Source organism: Kitasatospora sp. NPDC050543 (genome assembly GCF_044457565.1).
In the GTDB taxonomy this organism is placed as follows: Bacteria; Actinomycetota; Actinomycetes; order Streptomycetales; family Streptomycetaceae; genus Kitasatospora.
Map to the genome: position 1 here is coordinate 50,852 of NZ_JBITGZ010000031.1, position 23,661 is coordinate 74,512.

A 23,661-nucleotide genomic window follows, 5' to 3' on the forward strand; every position below is an offset into this window, starting at 1 on the left:
CCCGCTGCGGGCCGCTCGCGCCTCCCTGGGCTGCTCCGCCCAGCACCCCCGACCCGAGCGCCGGGGAACCGGGCCGGCGCCGCTAACCTGCCGGCGCCTGCTCGCTCACAGCCGCCGGCAGGGCGCGCAGCCGGCTGACCGGTGAGACGATCAGCCCGGCCACGGCGATCGCGGAGCCGATCGCGGCCACGGTCAGCGCACCGCGCGGACCGAGCCACCCGGCGAGCAGGCCGGCGGCCAGACCGCCGAGGGCGCCACCGCCGAAGAGCAGCGTCCGGAACACCGCGGTCATCCGCCCCATCATCGACTGCGGGGTGCTGGTCTGGCGCAGACTGACGATGATCACGCCCGCGACGCCCAGGCCCAGGTAGCTGACGAAGAACGACAGGACGAACATGGCGATCAGCACCGGCCTCGGCCCTGCCGCCGCGGCGATCAGGGTCGGACCGAGTAGCAACGCCGACTGGGCGACCAGGTAGACCCGCCCCAGCGGGAACCGTCTGATCACCCGCCCGGAGATCAGCGCGCCGACCAGCCCGCCGACCGAGGCCGTCGCGAAGACGCCGCCGATGGTCGCCGGGGCGAGCCCGAGGTCGCGCGTGCCGTGGAGCAGGAACATCGTCCACACCGTGACCAGCGAGAAGTTGCAGCAGAACCCGACCAGGGCCAGCGCCCGCAGGATGCGGTCCCCCAGGACCCAGCGCAGGCCCTCGCGCAGTTCCGTCAGCACGTGCCGCCGCTCGGCCGGCCGCGGGCGCGGCTCCGGGGTGCGGATCAGCAGCAGGGAGGCGACGGAGACGGCGTAGGAGCAGGCGTCGACGATCAGCGCCACCGGCGCCCCGAGCGCCGACACCAGCATGCCGGCGAGGCCGGGCCCGGCGACGTCCGCCGAGGAGGAGCTGACGCCCATCTTGGCGCTGGCCTCGACGTAGTGCCCGGGGTTGCGCACCACGGTGGGCACGTAGGACATCCAGCTCACGTCGAAGAGCACCGAGGCGATCCCGACGGTGCCCGCGACGACCAGCAGGGTGGTCATGCCGAGCGCGTGCGACCAGTACAGGACGGGCACCAGCGCCAGCAGGACCAGCCGGGCCAGGTTGGCGGCCAGCATGACCCGCCGCCGCCGGACCCGGTCGACCCAGACCCCGAAGACCAGGGCGAGCCCGAGATAGGGCGCGAGCTGGACGAACCTCAGGAGCCCGACCTGCTCGTCGCTCGCGTCGAAGGCGCGGATGGCGGTCAGCGGCAGCGCGAGGTTGGTCACCTGGGTGCCGAGCAGCGACACCGTCTCGCCGAGCCAGAAGGTGAGGAAGTCGCGGTTGCGCCAGAGGCTTCCGGGTGACGTGGTGGTGGCCGCCGCCGTGCTGCGCAGTGATGCCTGGGTCACCGGTTGCCCCCGGGCGCGCGGCGGGCGAGCTCGGCGACGGTGTCGGCGACCGCGTCCACCTCCTCCTCGGTGTTGTAGTAGTGCGGCGACAGGCGCAGGCACCAGTCGACGTCCTTGTCCGCGAAGTCGTACTGCGCGAACTCGCGCAGGCTCAGGGCGGAGTTGATGCCGCGGGCGTCCACCGCCCGCTTGAACGGCTGCGCCTGCCAGCCGGCGATCTCGAAGGTGACGAGTGCGGCCGGTGCCGGGCCGCGGTCCAGGACGCGCACGCCCGGTACGGCGGCCAGCCCCTCGCGCAGCCGAGCGGCCAGGGCGGGGGTGCGGCGGGCGATCGCCGCCTGCCCCACCGCCAGCGCGTAGCGCGCCGCGGCGGCGCAGCCGAGGACGGTCGCGTAGGGGAACTCCCACTCCTCGAAGCGGGCCGCGCTGTCGACCGGCCGGTAGCGGTCGGGCTCGACCCAGCGGGCGCCGTACATGTCGATGAACAGCGGCTCGTAGCCCTCCCGCAGGATCCGGTCGGACACGTAGAGGAAGCCCGAACCACGGGGCCCGCGCAGGAACTTGCGGCAGGTCGCGGTCAGCAGGTCGCAGCCGATCTCCTCGACGTCCAGCTCGTACTGGCCCACCGACTGGCAGGCGTCGACGAGGTACAGCAGGTCGAGTTCACGGCAGTGGCGTCCGATCTCGGCGACCGGCTGGACGAGCCCGGAGTTGGTGGGTATGTGCGTGGCGGCCACCAGGCGCGGGCGCCGTGATCGCATCAGCGCGGCCATCGCGGCCACGTCGACGCCGCTGCCGTCGGGGTGGTCGGGGGCGTGCACGATCTCGACCCCGAGCCGCTTGCGCAGCGCGAGGAAGGCGATCTGGTTGGAGATGAAGTCGTTACGGGTGGTCAGGATGACGTCGCCGCGCAGGAAGTCGATGGCCGACAGCGCCTTGGTGTAGGCGTGGGTGGCGCTGCCCGCGAAGGCGATGTTCCCCGGCGCGGTGTTGATGAGCTCGGCAACGGCCGCATAGAAGTCGCCGACCTGAATCTCGCGCGCCGCGGATGCCTCGTAACCGCCGATGGCGGCCTCCAGCTGGAGGTGGTCCAGCATCGTCCGGAGTACGGGGCGGGCGAGCAGACCGCAGCCGGCGTTGTTGAAGTGGATGACGGAGTCGCAGCCGGGTGTGTCGGCCCGCAGTGCCGCGAGATCGATGCCGGCGGGAAGCGGTTCCCGGCTTGCGTCAGAAGCGCTACTCTGTGTCCTCATGTCCGAGAGTAGCAGTACTGAGGCGCTGGCAGCCATCCTCCGCACCGAGATCGCCCGGCTCTCGCCCGGCGAAAGGCTGCCCAGCAGCCGGGATCTGACCGCACGTCACTCTGTCAGTCCGGTCACGGTGGCGCGGGCGTTCGCGCTGCTGGCCGCCGAGGGCGCGGTGGTGACCCGCCCCGGCAGCGGCACGTTCGTGGCACCCCGCCGGGCCAGGCCGGGCGCGGGCACGGCGGACCTGTCCTGGCAGGCGGTGGCCCTGGCCGGGCGGGACTTCGACACCCTCCCGGTGGAGGGTCCCGCGGATCCGGCCCCGGCCGGTGTGGTCGCGATGGCCGGCGGCTACCTGCACGAGTCCCTCCAGCCGACCCGGGCGCTGGGTGCGGCCCTGGCCCGCGCGGCCCGCCGCCCGGACGCGTGGCACCGGGCCCCGACGGCGGGCCTCGCCCCGTTGCGCGCCATCTTCGCCCGGCTGGCCGGCGGCGACGTCGGCCCGGAGGACGTGCTGATCGCCGGGGGCGGCCAGGGCGCGCTCTCCATGGTGTTCCGTGGACTGGCCGCGCCGGGCAGCCCCGTCCTGGTGGAATCCCCCACCTACCCCGGCGCGTTGGCCGCCGCCCGCGCGGCGGGCCTGCGCCCGGTGCCGGTGCCGATGGACGGCGAGGGCATCCGGCCCGACCTGCTGGCCGACGCGTTCGCCATGACCGGCGCCCGGCTGCTGTACTGCCAGCCCACCTTCCACAACCCGACCGGCACGGTACTGGCCCCCGCCCGCCGCCGGCAGGTGCTGGACGTGGCGCGCGCCGCCGGGGCCTTCCTGATCGAGGACGACTTCGCCCGCCACCTCGGCCACGGCCGGCCACTGCCCCGCCCGCTGGTCGCCGATGACCAGGACGGGACGGTGGTCCACCTGACGTCGCTGACCAAGCCCGCCTCCCCGAGCCTGCGCATCGCGGCGGTGGTCGCCCGCGGGCCGGTGATGCGCCGGCTGCTCGGGATGCGGCTGGTGGACGACTTCTTCATCGCCCGGCCCCTTCAGGAGGCGGCCGTGGAACTGCTCAGCACACCCGCCTGGGACCGGCATCTGCGCGCGCTGTCCACGGCGCTGCGGGAGCGCTGCGCGGTGCTGGCCGACGCCCTGGCCCGCGAACTGCCCGACTGGACGCTCACCGGGGTGCCGGGCGGCGGCCTGCACCTGTGGCTCCAACTCCCGCCCGGGCAGGCGGACTCCGCCGTCGCGGCGGCGGCCCGGGCGCGCGGCGTGGCGGTGAACTCCGGGCTGCGCCACTTCCCGGCCGAGGCGCCGGGCAGCTACCTGCGGCTGGGCTTCGCGGCCGCCGCCGACGTCCCCGAACTCGCCGAGGGCGCGCGCCGGCTCGCCCTGGCGGCAGCGGACCTGAGGAAGGCCGACGGGTGACCTCCGGGCGCAATGACACCGGGGACGGGTCAACCGGCGGTCCGGGCAAGGCCGGGACGGCGACTGCGCTAGCCTCGGAGGCGACCCACCCCGGGGCCGGAGCACCGACGCCGGCATGTGCTGCCGCCGACCGGCGGCCCCGGGCCGAAGCGGAGCCCAGCCGGGCACAGAGCGGGAGAGCATCGTGTCGCCCAAGCACTCGGACGCCCGGCGGCGCGCCGAGATCATCCTGCACGGGACGGCCGAGCAGCAGGTGGCCGCGATGGACCAGGCGACGCTGGCCCGGCTCGACCCGCATCTGGTCCGGCTCTCCTTCGAACCGCACGCCGGCATCCAGCGCCGCCCCGACAGCCCGGTGCGCGAGTACGCGAAGGACGGCGTCCGGATCCTCTACGTGGCGACGGTGCTCGGCACGGTCGTCCTGGTCGCGTACGTCGAGGCGTAGCGCGGGCGGCGCCCGGCGGGGGCGTGGACGGGAGGGGGCGTGGACGGGAGGGGGCGCGGACAGGAGAGGGCCGGGATCCCGCCCGGGGCTCAGCGGGCCTGCTTGGTCCGCTCGTAGTGGCGGGCGGCCCGGGCGCGGGTGCCGCAGGCGGCGGAACACCACTCGCGGCGCGGGTGGTCCTTGACGAAGTACAGCACGCAGCCCGGCGCCTGGCAGGCCCGCAGCAGGCCGACCGCGTCCCCGCCGAAGAGGTCGACGGCCGCCTCGGCGATCTCGGCGAGTGCGGTGGTCACGGGTGCGGCCGCACTGCGGGCCAGTGACTGCGGCCCTGCCTCCCAGCTCAGCTCACGCCAGCGGGCGGCGGAGCGGACCTGCCGGTTGACCTCCGCCACCGCGGCCCGCGGCGGCGGTCCGCCCCTCACCGCCACGGCCGCGAGCTCCCGGATGGCGTCCCGCAGCGCCCGGACGGCGGCGAGCTCGCTCGGGCCGGCCGCCAGCAGGTCCGTGTCCGCGATCGGCTCGGCGAAGCGGCCCCGGTGGTCGCGGAACCATGCGGCGGCCTGCTCGACGCTCTGCAGGCCGTCGACCAGGCGGCCCCGGACCGCGTACGTCGCGTTGGCCAGCTCGATCGGCAGCGGTTCACCCAGCGCCGGCGCGCCGCCGCCCTCCAATGCGTCCACCTTCACGTCCTTCATCATCCTGATGGTAATCACGCCTTGCATCCGTTAGAAGCGAGTGCCATGCTTCTAACGTCAGAATCAATCAGCAACCGTGAGAATGGGTAGAGGCCCGTCCCCCGCCCGAGCCTGAGCGAAGGCCCGGAGCCACCCGCGCCGACCCACCCCGGAGACCACGATGACCAGCCGCTTCGCCCAGCTCGCGTTCACCGAATCCGTTCGCTCCCGGCAGGAGCAGCACCACAGCCGCGACGCCTACGCCCGGCTGGAGCAGGGGCCGCCGGTGCCGGACCGGCTCAGCGAGGCCGAGGCCGACTTCATCGCCACGCGGGACTCGTTCTACCTCGCGAGCGTCGGGGAGGACGGCTGGCCGTACGTGCAGCACCGCGGCGGGCCCGAGGGCTTCCTGCGCGTCCTGGACCCCGGGACGATCGCGTTCGCCGACTTCCGGGGCAACCGGCAGTACATCACCACCGGCAACCTGCTGGGCAACGACCGGGTGGCGCTGCTGCTGATGGACTACCCGCGGCAGGCACGACTGAAGATCCTCGGGCGGGCCCGGGTGGTCGAGCCGCCGAGCCCGGAGCTGCTGGAGGCGCTCACCCCGGGCGACTACCGGGCCCGGATCGAGCGCGCCGTCGTGATCACCGTCGAGGCGTACGACTGGAACTGCCGGCAGCACATCCGCCCACGCTTCACCATCGAGGAGGTCGAGAGCGCCGTCGCGCCGCTGCGGGAGCGGCTCGCGGAGCTGGATCAGGAGAACGCACAGCTGCGCGCCGCCGGGGCGTCGGACGGCCGGGCCGGGCGCGGTCGGCAGTGAGCGGTGAGCAGTGCCCGGCGGTGAGCGGCGCTCGGTGAACCGGGATACTCAGCGGCTGCCGGAGGAGATCCAGATCTTGACCGTGCTGCCCGGGTCGACCGTCGCGAAGCTGCCGGGCTCCTGCTTGGCGACCTTCCCGGCGTCCCAGATCGGGTCCGCGACGGTGTGCTCCTCCAGCTTCAGGTGGGCGATCTCCGCGCAGGCGCGGGCGTCCTCGGCCGTCATGGACACCAGGTTCGGTACCTCGGGCCGGCCATCGGGCGCGCCCGCATCACAGTCGGAGAGCGCTCCGGTCGCCCGGGGGTCACCGCCGGAGGAGATCCACACCTTGACGGTGCTGCCGACCGTGACCGTCTCGGAACCGGGCTCCTGCCTGGCCACCTGCCCGGCGGGGGTGCGCTTGTCCCGGACGGTCCCCGCCTCCTCCAGCTTCAGGTGGGCGATGTCCGCGCACTCGCGCGCCTTGGCCGCCGTCATGCCCGTGAAGCCGCGGTTGAAGACCTTGCCGTGGCTCTCCTCCACCTCACAGTTGGCCAGCTCCCCCACCGCCCGCGGGTCTCCGCCCGCCGACACCCAGATCCGCAGCGTGCTGCCCGACTTGACCGACCGGTACGCCTCCGGCTCCTGCTTGAGCACGGTGTCCTTGTCGTCCTTGGTGCCGGGCGCGGAGTCCTCCTCCAGCTTCAGCCCCGCGATCTCGGCGCAGGTCCTCGCCTCCGCTGGTGACATGCCGCGCAGGCTCGGGACGTTCCAGGACAGCGGGGCGCAGCCGGCGAGGGCGCCCGTCGCGCGCGGATCCGGGGTACGCGACGCACTGCCGGAGAACCCGAAGGGGAGGTGCGGCAGGAGCGCGACGAGGCCGATCCCGAGGCCGGCGATCGTCAGCACCGTGGCGGCCACGACGCCGGTCAGCGCCACGCGCCCGGCCCGGCGCCGATGCGGACCGCCGGCGTCCCAACCGGGCGGCAGCGTGATGTGGAGGCCGGCGACCGGGGCGCCCTCGTACGGGGGGTCCTGCGGGGGCAGCGACCGGGTGCGGGCCTGGCCGGCCGTCATGGTCGGGGCCTCGTGCGGGGGCGGACCGGCCGGGCGCAGCTGCTCGGTGCGGGCCTCGCCCGTCGTGATCCGGCGCAGGTCGGCCGCCATGGCCTCGGCGTCCGGGTAGCGGTCGGCGGGGTCCTTGCTCAGGGCGCGGGCCAGCACGGCGTCGAGGGCCGGCGGCAGCGCCGGGTTGACCTCGGACGGCACCGGCGGGGCCTGCTGGACGTGCTGGTACAGCACCCCGAGGGTGGACTCGCCGGCGAACGGCACCTCTCCGGTGGTCAGTTCGAAGAGCATGCAGCCGACCGAGTAGAGGTCGGAGCGGGCGTCGGCGGGCCGGCCCAGGGCCTGCTCCGGGGAGAGGTACTGGGGCGTGCCGAGCACCGTACCGGTGCGGGTCATCGCGGTGGCACCGGACTGCAGGGCGCGGGCGATGCCGAAGTCCATCACCTTGACGGTGCCCTCGCCCGTCACCATCACGTTGGCGGGCTTGATGTCGCGGTGCACCACGCCCTGCCGGTGGCTGAAGGCCAGCGCGTCCAGTACGGACGCGGTCAGCTCCAGCGCGTGGTCCAGGGCCAGTACGCCGCGGCGGGCACCCGAGGCGGACGCCGTCCCGGACGCGTCGGCCGAGGCCGACGCGGCCTCCCGGAGGAGTGCGGTCAGCGGCCGGCCCCGGACGTACTCCAGCACGATGTACTGCAGGACGCCGGTCTCGTCCGCGTCCTCGCCGCTGTCGTGGACCGCCACGATGCCGGGGTGGTTGAGCGCGGCGACGGCCTGGGCCTCGCGGCGGAACCGCTCGCGGAAGGACGGGTCGCGGGCCAGCTCCGCGTGCAGGAGCTTCACCGCCACCGCGCGGCCCAGCACCGGGTCGTGCGCCCGGTGGACGGACGCCATACCGCCCTCGCCGAGCGGCTCGTGAAGCACGTAGCGGCCCCCGACCGTGCGGGACGCCGCCCCCGCGTCCGGCCGCGCAGTCTCCCCGATGTCCATCCCCAACGCCTCTCTCCCCCGGCCGCGCCCCGGATCCGCGCGTGCCTCGGCCCCTGCGTCGATCGCCGGGGACTCGCCGGGGTCGCCCCGGACGTCACGGCCGCCGTCGGTAGCGGGCCTCTGACCCCTGGTCATCGGGCGGCCCGGTGCTCCGAACATGACAGCGCGCCGCGCACAAGCTACCGGATCGGGTGGCCGGATTCCATCGCGAAATCCGGCCGCCGCCGCCCCGCACCCGCACCGCCGGGCGGTCGCCGACCCGGCCGGGCACCGCCGCACGCGGATCGGGAGCCGGCGAGCGGCGCCCCGCACCAGGACCGCCGGAGCGCCGCACACCCACCGTTCCGCGGCCAACAGCCCGGTCGGGCAGCCGAGTTCGGCGAGGCTCCCGCCCACCCGCCAGCACGGAGACGTCGGCCGACCGGTCAGCCGCCCCGGTACGCCTGCCAGGCCTCGGCGAACAGCTCGTGCAGCGGCCGGGGCGGCAGCAGGCGGATGAACGGGCCCTCGGCCTCCTTCCGGTACCCGCAGACGGCCAGATGGCTGGTCAGCTTGGCCTCCTCCACCGGCAGCTCCGGAGCCCTCAGCACGACCCAGGGCCCACGCGCGAACACCGAGCGCCCGGCCCGGGGCCGCTTGTCGCTCTCCACCAGCCCGGCGGCGACCAGCTGCTCCTGGGCCGCCCGGTGCCGGGCCGGTGTCCAGCCGTTCCACCGCCGGACGTTGCGGTCGGTCGGCCTGAGCAGCGCGAGCAGCTGGAGCAGCAGGGCGGCGGCGTCCGGCTCGATCGCCAGCTCGCGGGCCACCTCGTCCACCAGCTCACGGGCGCTCAGCAGCGGATTGGCCTCGTACCCGCCGGCCGGGACGGGCGTGTCGGCGGCGCGGCGGACCATCCGCTCCAGGCCACCGCCCGCGCGCAGTGCCTCGACCTGGCGGATCGCCAGCAGCACGGCGTCCAGGCCGTGCCCGGCGCAGTACTGCTCGACCCGCCGGCGGGCGTCCTGGTCGGTCAGCGCGGCCGGGCGCAGGTACAGCCGGCCGTAGCCGGTGGTGTCGGGCACCAGCAGCAGTCCGTCGTCGTGGACCACCGGCGGCCCGGCCTGCTCGGACGCCGGCTCGGGCACCGGCTCCGGCTCGGCGGCACCCGGGCGGGGCCGCCGCGGGCGGGACAGGACGGGGTGGGTGCCCGGGCCGAAGAAGGCGGCCCGCTCCTGCGGTGTGCCGGGCAGCCGGTGGAACCCGGCCGGCACCAGCAGCCCGGGGGCATCGAGCCGCCGGCTCAGCCGGTCGTACAGCTGCGCCGCGCCGGCCGCCACCGCGTCCCCGACCGGGCGCTCGGTCAGCGCCCAGACCAGGGCCGAGGCCTCGGCGGCGTACGGGGTGTTGTGGGCGAACCAGGTGCCGGCGGGGCGGCCGTCCCGGTCGGCGAGGTGGAGCCAGACCGAGCCGGTGGTGTCGGAGCCGAGGACGACCCGGCGGTCGGTGGTGAGCAGGTCGGACTCGGCCGGCCGGGCCAGTGCCGTCAGGATGCCCGAGGAGAGACCGAGGTCCTGTTCGAGTTGGGCGGCCGCCAGGTCGTCGACCTGGCGCTCGACGCCCACCAGTCGGGCCCAGACCTCGGCCATCCGCTCGGCCGCGGCGACGGCGCCGCCCGGCTCCCAGAGCTGCGCCGGGTCGTCGGGGAGGGCGGCCGCCAGCAGTTCCAGCCGGCCTGCGGTGCCCAGGCGGTGCAGGGTGGTCCGCAGCCGGGAGGCGACCTCCTTGGTGGCCTGGTAGGGCTTGACGGTCAGCAGCCGCTCGTTGGCCCGGTGGTCGGCGCGCTCGGGCAGGCCGTCCAGGACGAACTGGGCGGCGACCCGCCGTACCCCGGTGCGGGCGACGAAGGCGTCCACGGCGTCGGCGCCCGGCCGGACCGGGCCGCGCTCGGCGAGCAGGGCGAGCAGCCGGGCCAGCCGCGCGCGGTCGTCCCGCTCGACGGTGACGTTCTCCAGTGCGCCGGCGCCCTCGGGTACCGGGTCGGCGGCGGGCTGGAGGAAGCGGTGGTCGGCCTCGGCGTCGAGCGGCCGGTGGGGTTCGGGGGCCAGCCGGGAGAGCTTGTCGCCGCGGACGGCGAGCGCGGGCCGGCCGCCGGCGTGCACCGCGGTGAGCGCGGCGCCGGTGGCCTCGCCGAGCCGCCAGCTGCCGGGGGCGGCGAACGGCTGCTCGGCCCAGCAACGCAGCAGGGCCGCCAGCGCCGGCCGGTCGCCGTCGACGGTGGCGGCGGTCACCAGCCGCCAGGCGGCGGCGTCGATCCGGCCGAGCAGCGGCGTCCAGTCGCGGGTGCGGGCGGGGGCGCTCAGGCGGCGGGTCTGCTCGTCGATCCGGCCGCCGAGGTGGGCGCCGTCCGCGGCGAGCGCGGTGAGGATGGCCGGCTGGGGTGACGGCGGCTCGGAGGCGTGGTGGCGCGGCACCTCGACCAGGCCGCGCAAGGCGCCCAGCAGCCCGGTGTCGGGGGCCCGGCCGAGCGGCGCCAGTCGGCCCGAGCGGATCACGGCGACCCGCCGGGAGAGCTCTTCGCGGCGCCGGAGCACGGCTTCGGTGCGGCGGGCGGCATCGATGACCCCGGAGGTGATCCGCGGGTCGGTCAGGCCCGGGAGCAGGCGGCCGAGTTCGGCGCGCAGCGGCCCGTCGGGCGAGTCGGACGGGCCGGAAGCCCCCGGCGCCTCGGCCGCACAAGCCGCCCTGGCCGCACGGGCTGCCACGAGCAGGGCCGGGGCAAGCGCGTCCGGGGCGGCGCGGAGCGCCCGGGAGGAGTCGGGGTGCCGCTCGGCCAGGAAGTGCCAGAAGGCGGGGTGCGGCAGCCGGGCGGTGGTGAAGTCGGCCTGCCACAGCAGGGAGTTGTCCTGCGCGTCGTAGCAGCGGAACGGCCGTTCGTCGGTGATCACGCACTCCGCGCCGCCGGCCGGCAGCCGGACGATGCCCCACGGGTCCTGGCCACGGCGGTCGGCCCGGAAGTCGGCGCTGCGGCCGTCCGTGCCCTCCAGCCTGAACCAGCCCGGTTCGTTGCCGGGGCGGTCGGTGCGCTCCGTCACCCGGAAGCCGGCCAGGCCCTCCCGGTGCCCCAGGGGCGAGGCGCCGGCCCCGGCGGGCAGCGGGGCCAGGCTGATCAGGTCGCGGCAGAGCCGGTGGCCCTCGGGCAGCGGCGGCTCGGCGAAGAAGGCGGGCAGCTGGGTGTCGCCGGTCGGCTCGCCGGTGGCCAGGTCCCGGGCCTGCCAGGTGCGGCTGTACGTCCACGAGGTGCTGCTCCAGAGCCGGTGGCCGTCGCTGAGCTGGAGTTCGTGGTCCCCGGCGCCCTCATGGCCGCCGGGGCGCAGCACGCGCTCACCGTCATGACGGCCGGTGCCGTCGGCCGTCTCGAACTGGTAGCCGAGCCCGCTGAGCCGCGCCAGGCCGCTGTGGTTCTCGATCGCGAAGACGTCCTCCGGGCGGGACGCCCAGCAGGCGGTGCCCGGGTAGGAGTGGGCGGTGCCGTCCGTCCAGCTGATCAGGAAGTCGCCGCCCGCGTAGTGGACGTAGTGCGCGGTGGCGTCGCCGGGGAGGGTGAAGGTGCAGTCGGCGCGGCGGCCGCGGTGGTCGACGGCGACGGCCGCGCGCGCTGTGAAGACGGTGAGCACCGGCCAGGTGGAGGTGACGCCGGCGGGCTCGCCCGGCCCGAGTTCGGCCAGGGCCTCCTCCAGGGCGGGCCAGCCGAGCTCCTCGGGCAGCCCGGCCCGCAGGGTGCGCAGCAGCGGGCCCGTCAGGTCGAGGGCGGCGAGGGCCTCCTCGATGCCGTCCAGGGCGGTGGTGGTGGGGCGGTCGAGCAGCGCCTCCAGCGCGGTGACGGCCTCCTCGGCCGCGGCGAGGCCGCCGCCGGCCAGCGCGTCCAGCAGCGCGGTGGTGCGGGCGTGGACGCTCCGGGCGATGCCGGGGTTCTCCGGCAGGCGGGTGAGGGCGGTGCCCCGCCGCAGGCCGCCGTGGACGGTGCCCTCCAGGCGGGCGCCGAGCACCGGGTCGGCGGCGAGTGCCGTGAGGTCCCGGCGGGCGCGCTCGCCCCAGAACTGCAGCGTCACCCGCTGCGGCGGCGTCTCCACCGGGATACCCGCCGCCAGGCAGGCGTCGGCCAGGTCGGCATCGAGCACGGAGTCCCGCCAGCGCGTCTCGTGCAGCCGGACGGGAATGCCCTCGCGGCGCAGCCGCGCCGCGAGCAGCGGCAGCAGGTCGAGGAGCTCGTCGGGCAGTTGACGGCGCATGATGCCGCCGCCGTGCCGGGCGAAGGAGTACTCGTACGGCAGCCGGGCCAGCCAGCCGGCCAGGCCGCTCTCGGGGGTCAGGGTGTCCTGCGCCATGGCCTCGGCGGCGCCGCAGGCGCGCAGCAGGCGGATCCAGGCGGCGGTGTCGGTGTCGGTGCTGGGGAACAGCTCGACCAGGGCGGCCTGTACCTCCCCGGCGGGCTGGTGGGTGGCGAACAGCCTGGCGGCGCCGTCCAGCAGCGCGTCCGGTACGGCCCGGCCGCGCGCTGCGCCCAGCACCTCGCCGAGCACCCGGGTGTCCTCGGCCGGGCCGTGGCCGGCCGCCTTGGCGGCGGCGCGCAGCCGGGTGTGCAGGTCGGCCGGGGGCGCGGCGCCGCCGGCCGACCAGGCCGCGACGAAGCGGAGGAACTCCCGGTAGGCCTCGTCCGGGGGCAGGGTCGCGGACAGCCGGCGCTGGTGGGCGCCGACCTCCTTGCCGGGCAGCACGCCGAGCCCGGCGAAGAGCAGGGCGTTCGCGCGGTGGTAGCCCTCGTCCACCGGCAGACCGTGGGCGCTCTCGGCCTGCCGGGCCAGCTGGTACGCCTGCCCGCTCAGCCGTGGCAGCTGCCGGCCCAGGCGGTGGCCGACGGTGTCCCAGAACCAGGGCAGGTGCGCGGCCGGCAGCCGGTGGGCATGGCGCTTCAGCTCGTCCAGGAACCGGCCGGGCTTCTCGTGGGCGCGGCCCAGGCCGGTGCGGAGCAGGTCGAGCAGCTCCTGCGCACCCTGCTCGGCGCCGGGCGAGCCGACGCGCAGCCAGTCCAGGTAGAGCGTGGAGGACTTCGGATCAGCGGGCGGTTGCAGGTGCACCATCGACATGGCCGAGATCCTTGCACGCGCCACCGACAGCCCTGCTCGGGGTGGTGGATGCGAGGGGCGGCCCGACCCGACATCGGGTCACGGCACGGGGGTGCGTGCTCAGGGCGCGGGGCCCGTGCGGCGGACCGGGCCCGCGCGCCGGCCCTCGGAGTTCGGGATGATGTCGTGCGCGATGGCGAAGCGGGTGAGATCCGCCCGCCGCCTGGAGCCGATCTTGTCGCGCAGCCGGTCCAGGTGCGAGTGCACGGTGTGCTCGCTGATCCCCAGTCGGGCGGCGATCCCGTGGTCGGTCTCCCCGTTGGCGAGTAACTCCAGGATCTGCCGCTCCCGGTCGGTGACCCGGCACGACAGCGCCGACCAGGGCCGCACGGCGAGCGCCGCGGACACGTAGTCGCAGCCGGAGGCGACGAGCCTGATCGCTGCCAGCAGTTCCTCCTCACCCGCCTGACGGCTCAGACAACCGCGGGCGCCGGCCTGCATCGGGCCCACGATGTCGTTCTGCAGTGCGGAGCAGAGGACGAGTACCTCCATGCCCTGTTCGGCGAGCCGGTAGACGGTGGCCGAGAGGTCGGCCGACTGCATCTGGAGGTCCAGGAGCACCACGTCACCGCGCTGCAGCTCGCCGTGGACCTCGTCGAACGATCCCCCGCCGATGGCGAAGAGCAGGTCGGAGGCGGAGTCGATCACCCGCGCCAGGCCGTACCGGAAGACCGGACAGTCGCCGATCACCGCGACCCGTCTCGCATCAGCGCTCATGGGTGGTCCTCGGTGTGGATGCCGCTGCCGGGCCGCCACCCGTCGGATGCGGCCCTCGTACTCTCCGGTGTCCAGTCTTCGCCCTTCGCCTCCCTCCGGCACGCGCAAGCGCGGCCGGAGCGGCCCCGGAGTGGCCCGACCACGGGCCGCTCCCGGGTAGCAATGCCCCGGCGCTGTGGGCATTTCTACCCTTGGCGGCCCCGCATTCCCCGACGAGACTGAAACCGAGACCCTCGCGCCATCGATCCCCGGGAGGGATTTAGCGATGAGTTCCTCCCCCAGGCCAATTCGCACACGCACCGCCTGTTGCGGGATATTCGCCCGGTCCGGCCGACATGGAAGCCGAACCGCTGGTGCCGAGTTCACCGAGGCCAGGACGGCCGCCTTCCCGAACGAGTGAGCCTCGCCTCACGAAGGGAAATCACCATGTCCAAGAATAACGCTCCCACCGACACCCGGAGTGTCGATGAGGAGAGTGTCATCTCCTCACTCAGGCAGTACATTCGCACGCGCGGCGCGGACTATCTCAAGGATCCGAACGTCTCGTCCGTCGGCATCGGCTACCGGACCAAGGGCGACGATCAGGGCGAGATCGCGTTGCAGTTCACGGTCGGCAAGAAGGCGGAGCCGGAGGCACTGGAATCACTGGGGACCACGATGCTCCCCGAGTCCGTGGTGGTGGACGGCGTCGAAGTGCCGACCGAGGTCATCGAGCGCAGCTACGCCCCGGACTTCCGTGTGGTCACCGAGGTGCAGAGCCCGGTCCGCAAGAAGCGCATCGACCCGGTCGTCCCCGGTGTGAGCGTGGGGAACGTGCACGTCACGGCGGGCACCATCGGGTGCTTCGTCTTCGACCAGCGCGACGGCACCCCGTACGCGCTGAGCAACTGGCACGTGTTGCACGGGCCGGACGGCGCGCTGGGCGACGACGTGGTGCAGCCCGGCCCGCACGACGACAACCGCGTCACGCAGAACCGGCTCGGCAAGCTGGTCCGCTCGCACCTGGGGCCCGCCGGCGACTGCGCGGTGGCGTCGGTGGAGGACCGCCACTTCGATCCGCGGATCTTCGAGCTCGACGTGGTGCCCCAGGCACTGGGAGAGCCGGAGCTCGGCGACAAGGTGGTCAAGAGCGGCCGGACCACCGGTGTGACCCACGGCGTGGTGCGGCGCATCGACACCATGGCCAAGATCGACTACGGCGGGACGGTCGGCGAGCAGGTCATCGGCTGCGTCGAGATCGGCGTCAATCCGGCCGAGCCGCCCGGTGACGGCGAGGTCAGCAGCGGTGGCGACTCCGGGGCGGCCTGGCTGTTCGAGAAGCCCGACGGCACCGCGGGCACGGTCCTCGCCGGCCTGCACTTCGGCGGCGAGAGCAACGGCGACCCGGACGAACACGCGCTGGCCTGCCGTCCGCGCCCGGTCTTCGAGAAGCTGGAGATCGGCTTCCAGCCGCCGGCCCACGAGGTGCTGGAGGCGCTCAGCGGGTACGACCCCGACTTCCTGAGCGTGCGGATCGAGACCCCCGAACTCCATCCCAAGATCGAGCACGACGCGGTCCGGATCGACGGCTCCGAGGTCATCCGCTACACGCACTTCTCACTGGCGCAGAGCGTCTCACGGCGCTTCAACATCTGGGTGGCCTGGAACATCGACGGCGGCTCCCTGAAGAAGCTCAGCCGCAGCGGCATCGACTTCGTCAAGGATCCGCGGGTGCCCAGCGACGCCCAGGTGGGCAACGAGCTCTACCGAGACAACCGGCTCGACCGGGGCCACATCGCGCGCCGGGCCGACCTGCTCTGGGGCAGCCTGGCCGAGGCGAACAAGGCCAACGTCGACTCGTTCTTCTACACCAACATCACGCCGCAGATGGACGACTTCAACCAGAGCGCCAAGCAGGGGCTGTGGGGGCAGTTGGAGGACGCCATCTTCGCCGACGTCGAGGTCGACGACCTGCGGGTGAGCGTCTTCGGCGGGCCGGTGTACCAGGACGACGACCGGCTCTTCCGGGGCGTACGGCTCCCCCGGGCGTTCTACAAGGTGATCGTCTTCTCCGAGCAGGGCGTGCTCAGGTGCAAGGCGTTCCTGCTGACGCAGAACCTGGACGAGCTGGAGGCCCTGGAGCTGGACGAGTTCCGGGTCTTCCAGGTCACCCTGAACGAGATCGAGGACCAGGCGCACCTGCGCTTCCCGGTCGCCCTGCGCAGGGCGGACACCCTGGCCGTGCCGGAGAGCCTGAGGGAGCTGAAGCCGCTGTCCTCGCTCGCCGACATCCAGTGGCACTGACCCGCACTGACGCGGTGACACCGAGCCGCCGGCACCGAGCCGGTGACGGTGCCGAGGTGGCTGCCCCGAACCCGGCCGTTCGACCCGCTCGACCGGCCGGGCGGACGGTGACGGAGAGCCACCGCGGGCAGCCGCGCGGGGAGACGCGGGAGGGTGCGGGAGGGTGCGGGACGGACGCGGGCAGGAGATCCACACCCGAGGGGCGGGACCGGCCTCTGGAGGTCCGATGCGACCGGCGATTCTGTACGTGCACGGGATAGGCAACAAGCCGCCCGCAGAGCTGCTCCGGCGACAGTGGGACGAGGCCCTCTTCGGACGGGCCATGGGCGCCACCTCGCGGATGGCGTACTGGGCTCCGCTGCGCTACCCCAAACCGCTGTCCGGCCCGGCCCTGGCGGGTATCGAGGCCGAGGCCGGCACCGAGGCCGAGGCGGGCGTCGGGCCGCCGCCCGGGGACACCGCGCTGGAGGCAGCCGTCTCCCCGTCGTACGTCCCGCCGGAGGTCTTCGTGGCGGACGTCCTCGCCGAGGCCCACGGCGACGCGGGCGCCGGGCACCGGGAGCTGCGCGGCGCCCACCCGGGGCCGGCGCTGGAGGGCACCGCGCCCGCCGGCACCGGCTCCCCTGACGCCCCGCTGGAAGGCTGGCTGCGGGCCATGACCTACTGCGCCGACGCCCTGGGCGCCGGTGAGCCCACCGCCGGGCCGAGCGCTCTCACGAGCCCGCCGCCCGCGGCCACCGCCCCCGGACTGGAGGTCCTCCCGCTGCCGCGCGGCGGCCGGACGGCCGTGTTCCGGCTGCTCGCCGCGCACACCTTCAAGGACGTGCACGCGTACTTCTTCCAGCCGGTGCGGGAGCAGATCAGGGACGTCGTGCGGCAGGCGCTCGCCGGGACGGTGGGGCCGGTCGTGGTGGTCGGCCACAGTCTCGGCTCGGTGATCGCCTACGACGTCCTCAGGGAGGCCGGGCGCGAGGTGCCGCTCTTCGTCACGATCGGCTCCCCGCTGGGCATCACCGAGATCCAGGACCAGCTCGGCCGGCCGCTGCGGGTCCCGGCGGGCGTGGCGGCCTGGCGCAACGCCTCCGACGCCCGGGACCTCGTCGCGCTCAACCACACCGTCCGGCCGCTCTTCGCACCCAGTGAGCTGACCTCGGACTGCTACGTGGTCAACGACAGCGCCAACCACCACGGCGCCGGCCAGTACCTCGCCAGCGTGCCGGTACGCGACGCCGTCCGGGCGTACGTGCAGGACGACCAGGACGACCAGGACATCCCGGATGCCCAGGACAGCCAGGAGTGAGGGAGTCGACACCATGGCCATGGCCGGCGCGCAGCTGAGGGAGGCCGACGCCGCCCTGCGCGACGCCTTCGCCCTGGACGCCTTCGACCAGATGCTGCGCTACCACCTCGACCGGCGCAGGCAGGACCTCTCACTGGGCTCCAACTTCAAGGCGATCGTCTTCGACGTACTGGACACCGCCGACCGGGAGGGCTGGGTGCCGCAGCTGATCGCGGCGGCCCGGGAGTCCAACCCGACCAATGCCCGGCTGAGTGGCTTCGCCGAGCAGTGGCGGCTGACTCCCCTGCCGCCGGAGCGGCGCGAGAACCTGGAGCGGCTGCTCGGAAGCGAACCGGGTTACCTGGATCCGACGGCCTGGCGGGAGCGCCTGGGCGCCCTGGAGGGACTGGTGGGCCGGGTGGAGGTCGTCCAGGACGCCGGCACCACGTACGGCACCGGCTGGCTGGCCGGGCCCGACGTCTGCGTCACCAACTACCACGTGCTGGAGCCCGTGATCGCCGGCCGGGTCCGACCCGCGGGTGTCACCGTCCGCCTGGACTACCGCAGTTCGGGGGACGGGACGGTACTGCACCCCGGCCTGCCGGTGGCCCTGCACGGCACGGACTGGCTGGTGGACGCCAGCCCGCCCAGTGAGGTCGACAGCATGGTCGACGGGGGCGAGCGCCTGCCCGCGCAGGACGAGCTCGACTACGCGGTGGTCCGGCTCGCCGGCTCGCCCGGACAGGAGCCGGTCGCGGCCGACCGCGCGGCCCCGGACGCCGCCGCCCGCGGCTGGATCGCCGGCTCGGCACCGCTGCCGCCCGCCGACAGCAGTCTGTTCCTGCTCCAGCACCCGGCGGCCGGCCCGCTCAGGATGGCGTTCGGCACGGTGCTCGCCGGCAACGGCAACGCCACCCGGGTCCGGCATCTCGTCGACACCGAACCCGGCTCCTCCGGCTCGCCGTGCTTCGACCGCGATCTCAACCTGGTCGCGCTGCACCACAGCGGGGATCCCGACTACCGTCCGGAGCACCGCGCGCAGTTCAACGAGGCGGTTCCACTGGCCACCATCCAAGCCCTGCTGGAGCGCCGCGGCCTGGCCGGCGCCGTCTTCCCCGCGGGCGAGTAGGCGGTGCGCGATGAAGCTCTGCGGACCTGACCAGCGGACCCTGGTGCAGGCCGTCGCCGCCGCCTTCAGGCCGGACGAACTCCAGCAGGAACTGCGCTTCATCGAGCACCCGATGGACCAGATCACGCTCGCCCCGACCTTCCTGCTGCGCATCGGCGACGTGGTCGACGAGGCGAACCGGGCGGGCTGGGTGGAGGAGCTGCTCACCATGCTGCGGGCGAGCAACTACCCCGCCGTACGCAGCGTCGCCGTCCGGCTGCTGGAGCGCTCCCGGGAGCCGACGGGCGGCGGCGGTGACCCCTTCCTCAGCAATCTCGTCGGCCAACGCCTCTTCCTGGACCGCGAGTTGCTCCGCAGCCACCTGAAGGACCTGGTGTCCGACAGCCGCAGCCGGGTGCTCGTGGTGACCGGCCCGAGGTCCTGCGGCAAGTCCTACACCTGGTACTTCGTGGCCGACATCGCGGAACAGCTGAAGTCCTTCCGGCCCGTCCTGATCGACCTCGGCGAGTGGGCCGACCAGATCTGCACCCCGCTCGACCTGATGGGCGCCATCGCCTTCGAACTCAAGCTTCCCGAGCCGACGGTGGACCAGCACGCGCAGGGCGCCGGCCAGGCCCGGCGGCTGCGCGACTGGCTGGTCGGCCAGCTCTACGACCAGACGACCGGCGCGGAGTACGTGCTCGTGGTGGACAGCCTCGACCAGGTACCGCTGCGCCAGGACACCGCCGAACTCATCGAGCACCTCGCGGGAGCGGCCATCCGCCACCGCCTGCCCGGCCTTCGCGTCATCCTGATCGGCTACCAGCGCCTGGAGCTCCACACCCTGGACTCGGTGCTCACCGAGCCGATCGGCGAGATCGACCGGCCGGTGCTGTGCGACTTCTTCCACCGGCTGGCCGAGGAGGTCGGCGTGGATCTGGGGACGTACGTGGTCGGGCTCGTGGTGGACCAGCTGCTCCAGGAGCTGCCCCAGGAGCCGGCGCTGGCCCTGCGCAGTCTGCCGGAGCGGGTCCGGGCCACCGCCAACGCGGTGTTCGAGCGGGAGGTCCTGCCGTGAGCGGCGCACGCGAACGCCTGACCGAGGAAGTGGTGGTGGAACGCCTCGCCCGGCTCGCGGAACGGAGCCGGATCGCCCCGGCCCCCGCCCCGGCGGAGCGCGCCTACCGGGAGGCGGCCGCCGTCCTGGTGTGCTTCAGCCCGGAGACGATCCACCCCGCCGGCGGCGAGCCGGACCAGAAGGCGCTCAGCGCCCTGGTGGCCCAGTGCCAACCCGTGCACGGCCCCGGCGGCAACCGCGAGTGGCGCTTGCCCGACGCCGTACGGCGCGCCACGCTCGCCGAGATGGCCGGCCCGGACTCCTACCGGGCGGCCCTGGAGGCGAACCCGGAGCGCACCAGCGGGCCCGTGCAGCAGGCCCTGGACCGCTACCTGACCCGGAGCGCGCCGCCGGTCGAGGAGCAGGACCTCACCGAGCTGCTGGCGACCGCCCGGGTGGTGGGCTGGCTCGCCGGGCTCGTACCGGGGCTGCCGTCCAAGGAGCGGCTGGCCGCCTGCACCGGCCGGCTGCAACTGCTGGACTCGCTGCGCAGGGTGCGGAGCAGTCACTTCGGCGGCCGGGCCGACATCCTGAAGGAGCTCGCCGCCCATCTGGAGGGGAGCGGCTCCCACGCCGGCGCGCCCCCGGGCGAGCCGCTGGTGATCTGGGGGCCCGGCGGGATCGGGAAGTCCACCGTGCTGGCGAAGTTCATCCTGGACCGGGTGGACGGCCCGGGCCCGCCACTGCCGTTCGTCTTCATCGACCTGGACCGCCCGGGCATGCTCCCGCAGGAGCCGCTCAGCCTGATCATCGAGGCGGTGCGCCAACTGCGCGTCCAGTTCCCGCAGATGCTGCCGGAGGCCAAGGCCCTGCACTCCGGCTGGCTCAGCCGCGCCGCGAGCCCGGACTTCGAGGTCCTCGGCTCCCGCATCACCGACACCACCACGTCCGCCCACAGCGCCCAGGACGGCATCACCGCCTCGGTGCGGCTGCTCACCGTGCCGACCCAACGGGCCGAGCTGTACCAGGAGTTCGCCGACCTCCTCACCCGCTACCTGCCCCCCGGCCCGATCCTGCTGGCGATCGACACCTTCGAGCTGGCCCAGCAGCAGGGGCCGGAGGTGCTGGCCGAGCTGTGGCGGCTGTTCGGGAGCCTGGGGCAGGCCGTCCCCGCACTGCGGATCGTGCTCTGCGGCCGGGTGCCGGTGGAGCAGCCGGCCCGCTCGCTCCGGCTGCCCGACTTCGACCGGGAGGCCGCCCGCGGCTACCTGACGGCGCTACTGGGACGCCGGATCGCCGCCGACGCCGCCGGCGTCGACCGCGTCATCGACCTGGTCGGCGGCAACCCCCTCAGCCTGCGGCTGGCCGCCGACCTGGTGCGCAGCCGGGGCGCCGAGGGGCTGGCCGGCATCGGCCGGGGCAGCATGCAGCTCCACATCACCGCGGACCAGCTCCAGGGCTACCTCTACCGCAGGGTGCTCGACCACATCGAGGACCCTGACGTGCGCCGGCTCGCCCACCTGGGGCTGGTGCTGCGGCGGCTGACCCCCGGTGTGATCCGGTACGTGCTCGCCGGCCGGTGCGACGTGGCGGTCCCCGACGACGCCCGCGCCGAGGAGCTGTTCGAACTGTGCGCCCGCGAGGTCACCCTGGTCACCCGGGCCGCCGACGGTGCGCTGGAGCACCGCGCGGACGTCCGCCGCCAGCTGCTGCCGCTGCTGCGGGCCGACTCCCCGGGGCAGGTCGCGGCGGTCCACCGGGCGGCGGTCGGCCACTACGCCGGGCTGCGGGACCTCTCCTCGCGGACGGAGGAGCTCTACCACCGGCTCAGCCTGGGCGAGAGCGCGGCGGTGCTGGACGAACGGTGGGAGCCCGGCGCGGAGGCGCTGCTGGTGCCCTCGATCGACGAACTCCCGCCCAGCGCCCAGGCGTACCTGTCGGCGCGCGCCGGGATGACGCTGTCCGCCGCGATCCTCGACCACGTCCCGCAGGAGGAGTGGGAGCGCCATGCGCAGGTGCAGGTGACCCGGCTGATGGAGCTGGGCGACCTGGCCGGGGCGGTGGCGGTCCTGGACGGGCACTCCGCCGAGGGCGTCAGCAGCCGGCTGCTGATCCTGGCGGCCCGGGTACGGGCCGGAATCGGCGAGCAGGCCAAGGCCCGCAAGCTGGTGGGCCTCGCGGCGCAACGGGCCGCACAGGAGGGCGACCGCGCCACCTTCCTGGAGGCCACCTACACGGACGCGCGCTGGTCCTTCGAGCAGGGGCAGCCGGAGCGGGCCCTCACGCTGCTCGGCCTGGCCGCCAAGCTCGCCGTGGAGCTGGGCGACAAGCTCATGCAGATCCGGGTCGCGCTGGCCCGCTGGGAGCTCGAACGCTCGGCCCGGCCGCAGTCCTCGGGGCAGCAGGCCGCGGTGATCCGGCATCAGCTGGTCAAGCTGGTCGACGAGAAGAGCGTGGAGCTGCTCTCGCAGGATCCGGCGATGCTGGTCTCCCTCACGGCGGCGCTCGGCGACACCCGCCCGGAGCTGGTCTGGCAGTCGCTGCGCGTGATCGGTCTGCAGGTCCTCGCCCCCGAGCAGAGCCGCAGCCTCGCCGCGGCCCTGGAGTCCTGGGACAGGCGGTTGGAGGGCGCCGCCGTCGCGCTGGTCGCGACGCACGCCCCCACCGGGTCGGCGCCGCCCACCTCCGATCCGGACTTCTGGGTGCGCTGGCTCGCCACCACGCCGCCCGTCCTGCTCGCCAACTCGCTGACGGCGCTCAATGCCGCGTTCCCCGGCGGTGCCCGGGTCGCGGCCGCCCTGAGCCACATCTACCGGCAGTGGCTGGACGCCGAGAAGCACACGGAGAAGCACGATGACACCCATCGCTCTCGCTGAGACACCGGGCCGGACAGACCCGGCCGCCGGTCGGGTCGGCGCGCCCCACGGGCGGGCCGGGACGTCCCGCGGGCGGACCGGCGGGTGCCTGCGGGCGGGCCCGCCGGCGGAAAGGACCGCGGCATGAACGACTTCGAGTTCCGTCCCACCCATGTGACCCCGCAGGACGGGCTGCCCACCTGGACGGCCCCGGACCCCGCCCGGCCCTCGGCGCGGCTGGATCCGCTGCTGCCCGTGCAGCTCCTGGAGCAGCAGGGCGACTGGAGCCGGATCGTCTGCTCCAACGGCTGGTCCGCCTGGGTGGACGGCCAGTTGCTCATCAGCCTGCCCGGCGAGCCCCGGCGGGCGGGCCAGCCGCTCAGCCGGACGGCCGACCCGCGCTCGGCGCTGGCCGAGGCAGAGCGGGCACTCGGGCACCAGCGCGCACTGCTGGAGGACCTCGCCGCCGGCCGGCTGGACCTGGAGGCCTTCCGCCGCAGCAGCCGGGGCCGGCGGGTCGGCCTGATCGTGGACGGCGAGGCGCTCTGGCTGTTCGACGCGGTGCACGACCGGTGGTGCTACTGCGACGGGCTCCAGCTCCAGACCTACGCCGCCGCCCGGGCCGGGGTCGGCTCGCCGGTCGGAGCGGGTGCGGCCCCGGCAGCCGGCCGGGGCGGGCGCTCGGGCGCCGGCTCGGGCGCCAGCTCGGGCGCCAGCTCGGGCGCCAGCTCGGGTCGGGGCTCGGGTCGGGGCTCGGGTGGCGGCCCAGGTGCGGGTGCCTTCCCGGCTCGGGGTCCGGGCAGCGCGGGTGGTCCGGGCAGCGCGGGTGGTCCGGTCGGTGTGGGCGGTCCGGTCGGTGTGGGCGGGTCCGGCCGCCCGCCGCCCGCCGGGATGTCATCGGCGGGTGAGCTGTGAACTCCGTCCATCAGCCGCAGCCGGACCCGGTCCTGGAGCAGGAGCGCGATCCGCAGCCCCGGCCGGACCCGATGCCGGCGGCCGCGGTGCCGGCTCCCTCTCGCCCCGCGCGCTCACTGCCGGACCCGGAACCGGAGCCGATTCCCGGGCTCTCCGGCATGGTCGGGCGCCAGATCGCCGGCTACCGCCTGGAAGCCGAAACCGGCCGCGGCGGCATGGCCGTCGTCTACCGCGCCAAAGACCTCC

The 23,661-nt window shown here is 74.7% G+C and carries 15 protein-coding genes and 1 pseudogene; 10 read left to right on the forward strand and 6 right to left on the reverse strand.

Annotated features, from left to right (window positions below):
• Positions 1 to 82: 82 nt before the first annotated feature.
• Together ACIBH3_RS28905 and ACIBH3_RS28910 are read right to left on the reverse strand one after the other, a co-directional pair.
• The gene (locus ACIBH3_RS28905) at positions 83 to 1,387 is read right to left on the reverse strand and encodes an MFS transporter (protein ID WP_396315038.1); all 1,305 of its coding nucleotides are present in this window, start codon (positions 1,385 to 1,387) and stop codon (positions 83 to 85) included.
• Positions 1,384 to 2,640, reverse strand: a complete 1,257-nt coding sequence (locus tag ACIBH3_RS28910) for an aminotransferase class V-fold PLP-dependent enzyme (RefSeq protein ID WP_396315039.1) — start codon at positions 2,638 to 2,640, stop codon at positions 1,384 to 1,386. The genes ACIBH3_RS28905 and ACIBH3_RS28910 overlap by 4 nt, the downstream gene beginning before the upstream one ends.
• Between ACIBH3_RS28910 and ACIBH3_RS28915 the strand changes: the two genes are divergently transcribed.
• A complete protein-coding gene (locus ACIBH3_RS28915) occupies positions 2,639 to 4,057 on the forward strand; it encodes a PLP-dependent aminotransferase family protein (protein WP_396315040.1) in 1,419 nt (472 codons plus the stop codon). The two genes, ACIBH3_RS28910 and ACIBH3_RS28915, sit on opposite strands and share 2 nt — an antisense overlap.
• A 184-nt stretch (positions 4,058 to 4,241) precedes the next feature.
• The gene (locus ACIBH3_RS28920; RefSeq protein WP_396315041.1) at positions 4,242 to 4,502 is read left to right on the forward strand and encodes a hypothetical protein; all 261 of its coding nucleotides are present in this window, start codon (positions 4,242 to 4,244) and stop codon (positions 4,500 to 4,502) included.
• An 89-nt stretch (positions 4,503 to 4,591) separates the two neighbouring features.
• Here ACIBH3_RS28920 and ACIBH3_RS28925 read toward each other — a convergent pair whose 3' ends face one another.
• A complete protein-coding gene (locus tag ACIBH3_RS28925) occupies positions 4,592 to 5,197 on the reverse strand; it encodes a CGNR zinc finger domain-containing protein (protein ID WP_396315042.1) in 606 nt (201 codons plus the stop codon).
• Positions 5,198 to 5,357: 160 nt separating this feature from the next.
• Between ACIBH3_RS28925 and ACIBH3_RS28930 the strand changes: the two genes are divergently transcribed.
• Positions 5,358 to 6,002: a pyridoxamine 5'-phosphate oxidase family protein gene (locus tag ACIBH3_RS28930; protein WP_396315043.1), complete on the forward strand. Its 645-nt coding sequence runs from the start codon at positions 5,358 to 5,360 to the stop codon at positions 6,000 to 6,002.
• A gap of 48 nt (positions 6,003 to 6,050) precedes the next feature.
• On the opposite strand, the gene ACIBH3_RS28935 is transcribed toward ACIBH3_RS28930, so the two are convergent.
• From ACIBH3_RS28935 to ACIBH3_RS28945, 3 genes are all read right to left on the reverse strand, one after another.
• Positions 6,051 to 8,039, reverse strand: a complete 1,989-nt coding sequence (locus ACIBH3_RS28935) for a PASTA domain-containing protein (RefSeq protein ID WP_396315044.1) — start codon at positions 8,037 to 8,039, stop codon at positions 6,051 to 6,053.
• Positions 8,040 to 8,464: 425 nt separating this feature from the next.
• Positions 8,465 to 13,162 (reverse strand): hypothetical protein, encoded by a 4,698-nt coding sequence (locus ACIBH3_RS28940; protein ID WP_396315045.1) that lies wholly within the window; start codon positions 13,160 to 13,162, stop codon positions 8,465 to 8,467.
• Positions 13,163 to 13,261: 99 nt separating this feature from the next.
• Positions 13,262 to 13,918: a LuxR C-terminal-related transcriptional regulator gene (locus ACIBH3_RS28945; RefSeq protein ID WP_396315046.1), complete on the reverse strand. Its 657-nt coding sequence runs from the start codon at positions 13,916 to 13,918 to the stop codon at positions 13,262 to 13,264.
• A gap of 426 nt (positions 13,919 to 14,344) precedes the next feature.
• Between ACIBH3_RS28945 and ACIBH3_RS28950 the strand changes: the two genes are divergently transcribed.
• The 7 genes and pseudogenes from ACIBH3_RS28950 to ACIBH3_RS28980 all read left to right on the forward strand — a co-directional run.
• A complete protein-coding gene (locus ACIBH3_RS28950; RefSeq protein WP_396315047.1) occupies positions 14,345 to 16,201 on the forward strand; it encodes a DNA/RNA non-specific endonuclease in 1,857 nt (618 codons plus the stop codon).
• A gap of 226 nt (positions 16,202 to 16,427) precedes the next feature.
• Positions 16,428 to 17,501: a hypothetical protein gene (locus ACIBH3_RS28955; protein ID WP_396315048.1), complete on the forward strand. Its 1,074-nt coding sequence runs from the start codon at positions 16,428 to 16,430 to the stop codon at positions 17,499 to 17,501.
• Positions 17,479 to 18,609, forward strand: coding sequence for an effector-associated domain EAD1-containing protein (locus ACIBH3_RS28960; protein WP_396315049.1), 1,131 nt, complete (start codon positions 17,479 to 17,481; stop codon positions 18,607 to 18,609). Before ACIBH3_RS28955 ends, ACIBH3_RS28960 begins: the two co-directional genes overlap by 23 nt.
• 10 nt (positions 18,610 to 18,619) lie before the next feature.
• Positions 18,620 to 19,666 carry an effector-associated domain EAD1-containing protein gene (locus ACIBH3_RS28965; protein ID WP_396315050.1) on the forward strand — a complete coding sequence of 349 codons (1,047 nt, stop codon included), beginning with the start codon at positions 18,620 to 18,622 and terminating at the stop codon, positions 19,664 to 19,666.
• Positions 19,663 to 22,521: an AAA family ATPase gene (locus ACIBH3_RS28970; RefSeq protein WP_396315051.1), complete on the forward strand. Its 2,859-nt coding sequence runs from the start codon at positions 19,663 to 19,665 to the stop codon at positions 22,519 to 22,521. The genes ACIBH3_RS28965 and ACIBH3_RS28970 overlap by 4 nt, the downstream gene beginning before the upstream one ends.
• A gap of 123 nt (positions 22,522 to 22,644) precedes the next feature.
• Positions 22,645 to 23,415, forward strand: a complete 771-nt coding sequence (locus ACIBH3_RS28975) for a hypothetical protein (protein ID WP_396315052.1) — start codon at positions 22,645 to 22,647, stop codon at positions 23,413 to 23,415.
• Positions 23,412 to 23,661: pseudogene (locus tag ACIBH3_RS28980) on the forward strand (serine/threonine protein kinase); the annotation flags it as partial. The gene ACIBH3_RS28975 and the pseudogene ACIBH3_RS28980, both read left to right, overlap by 4 nt.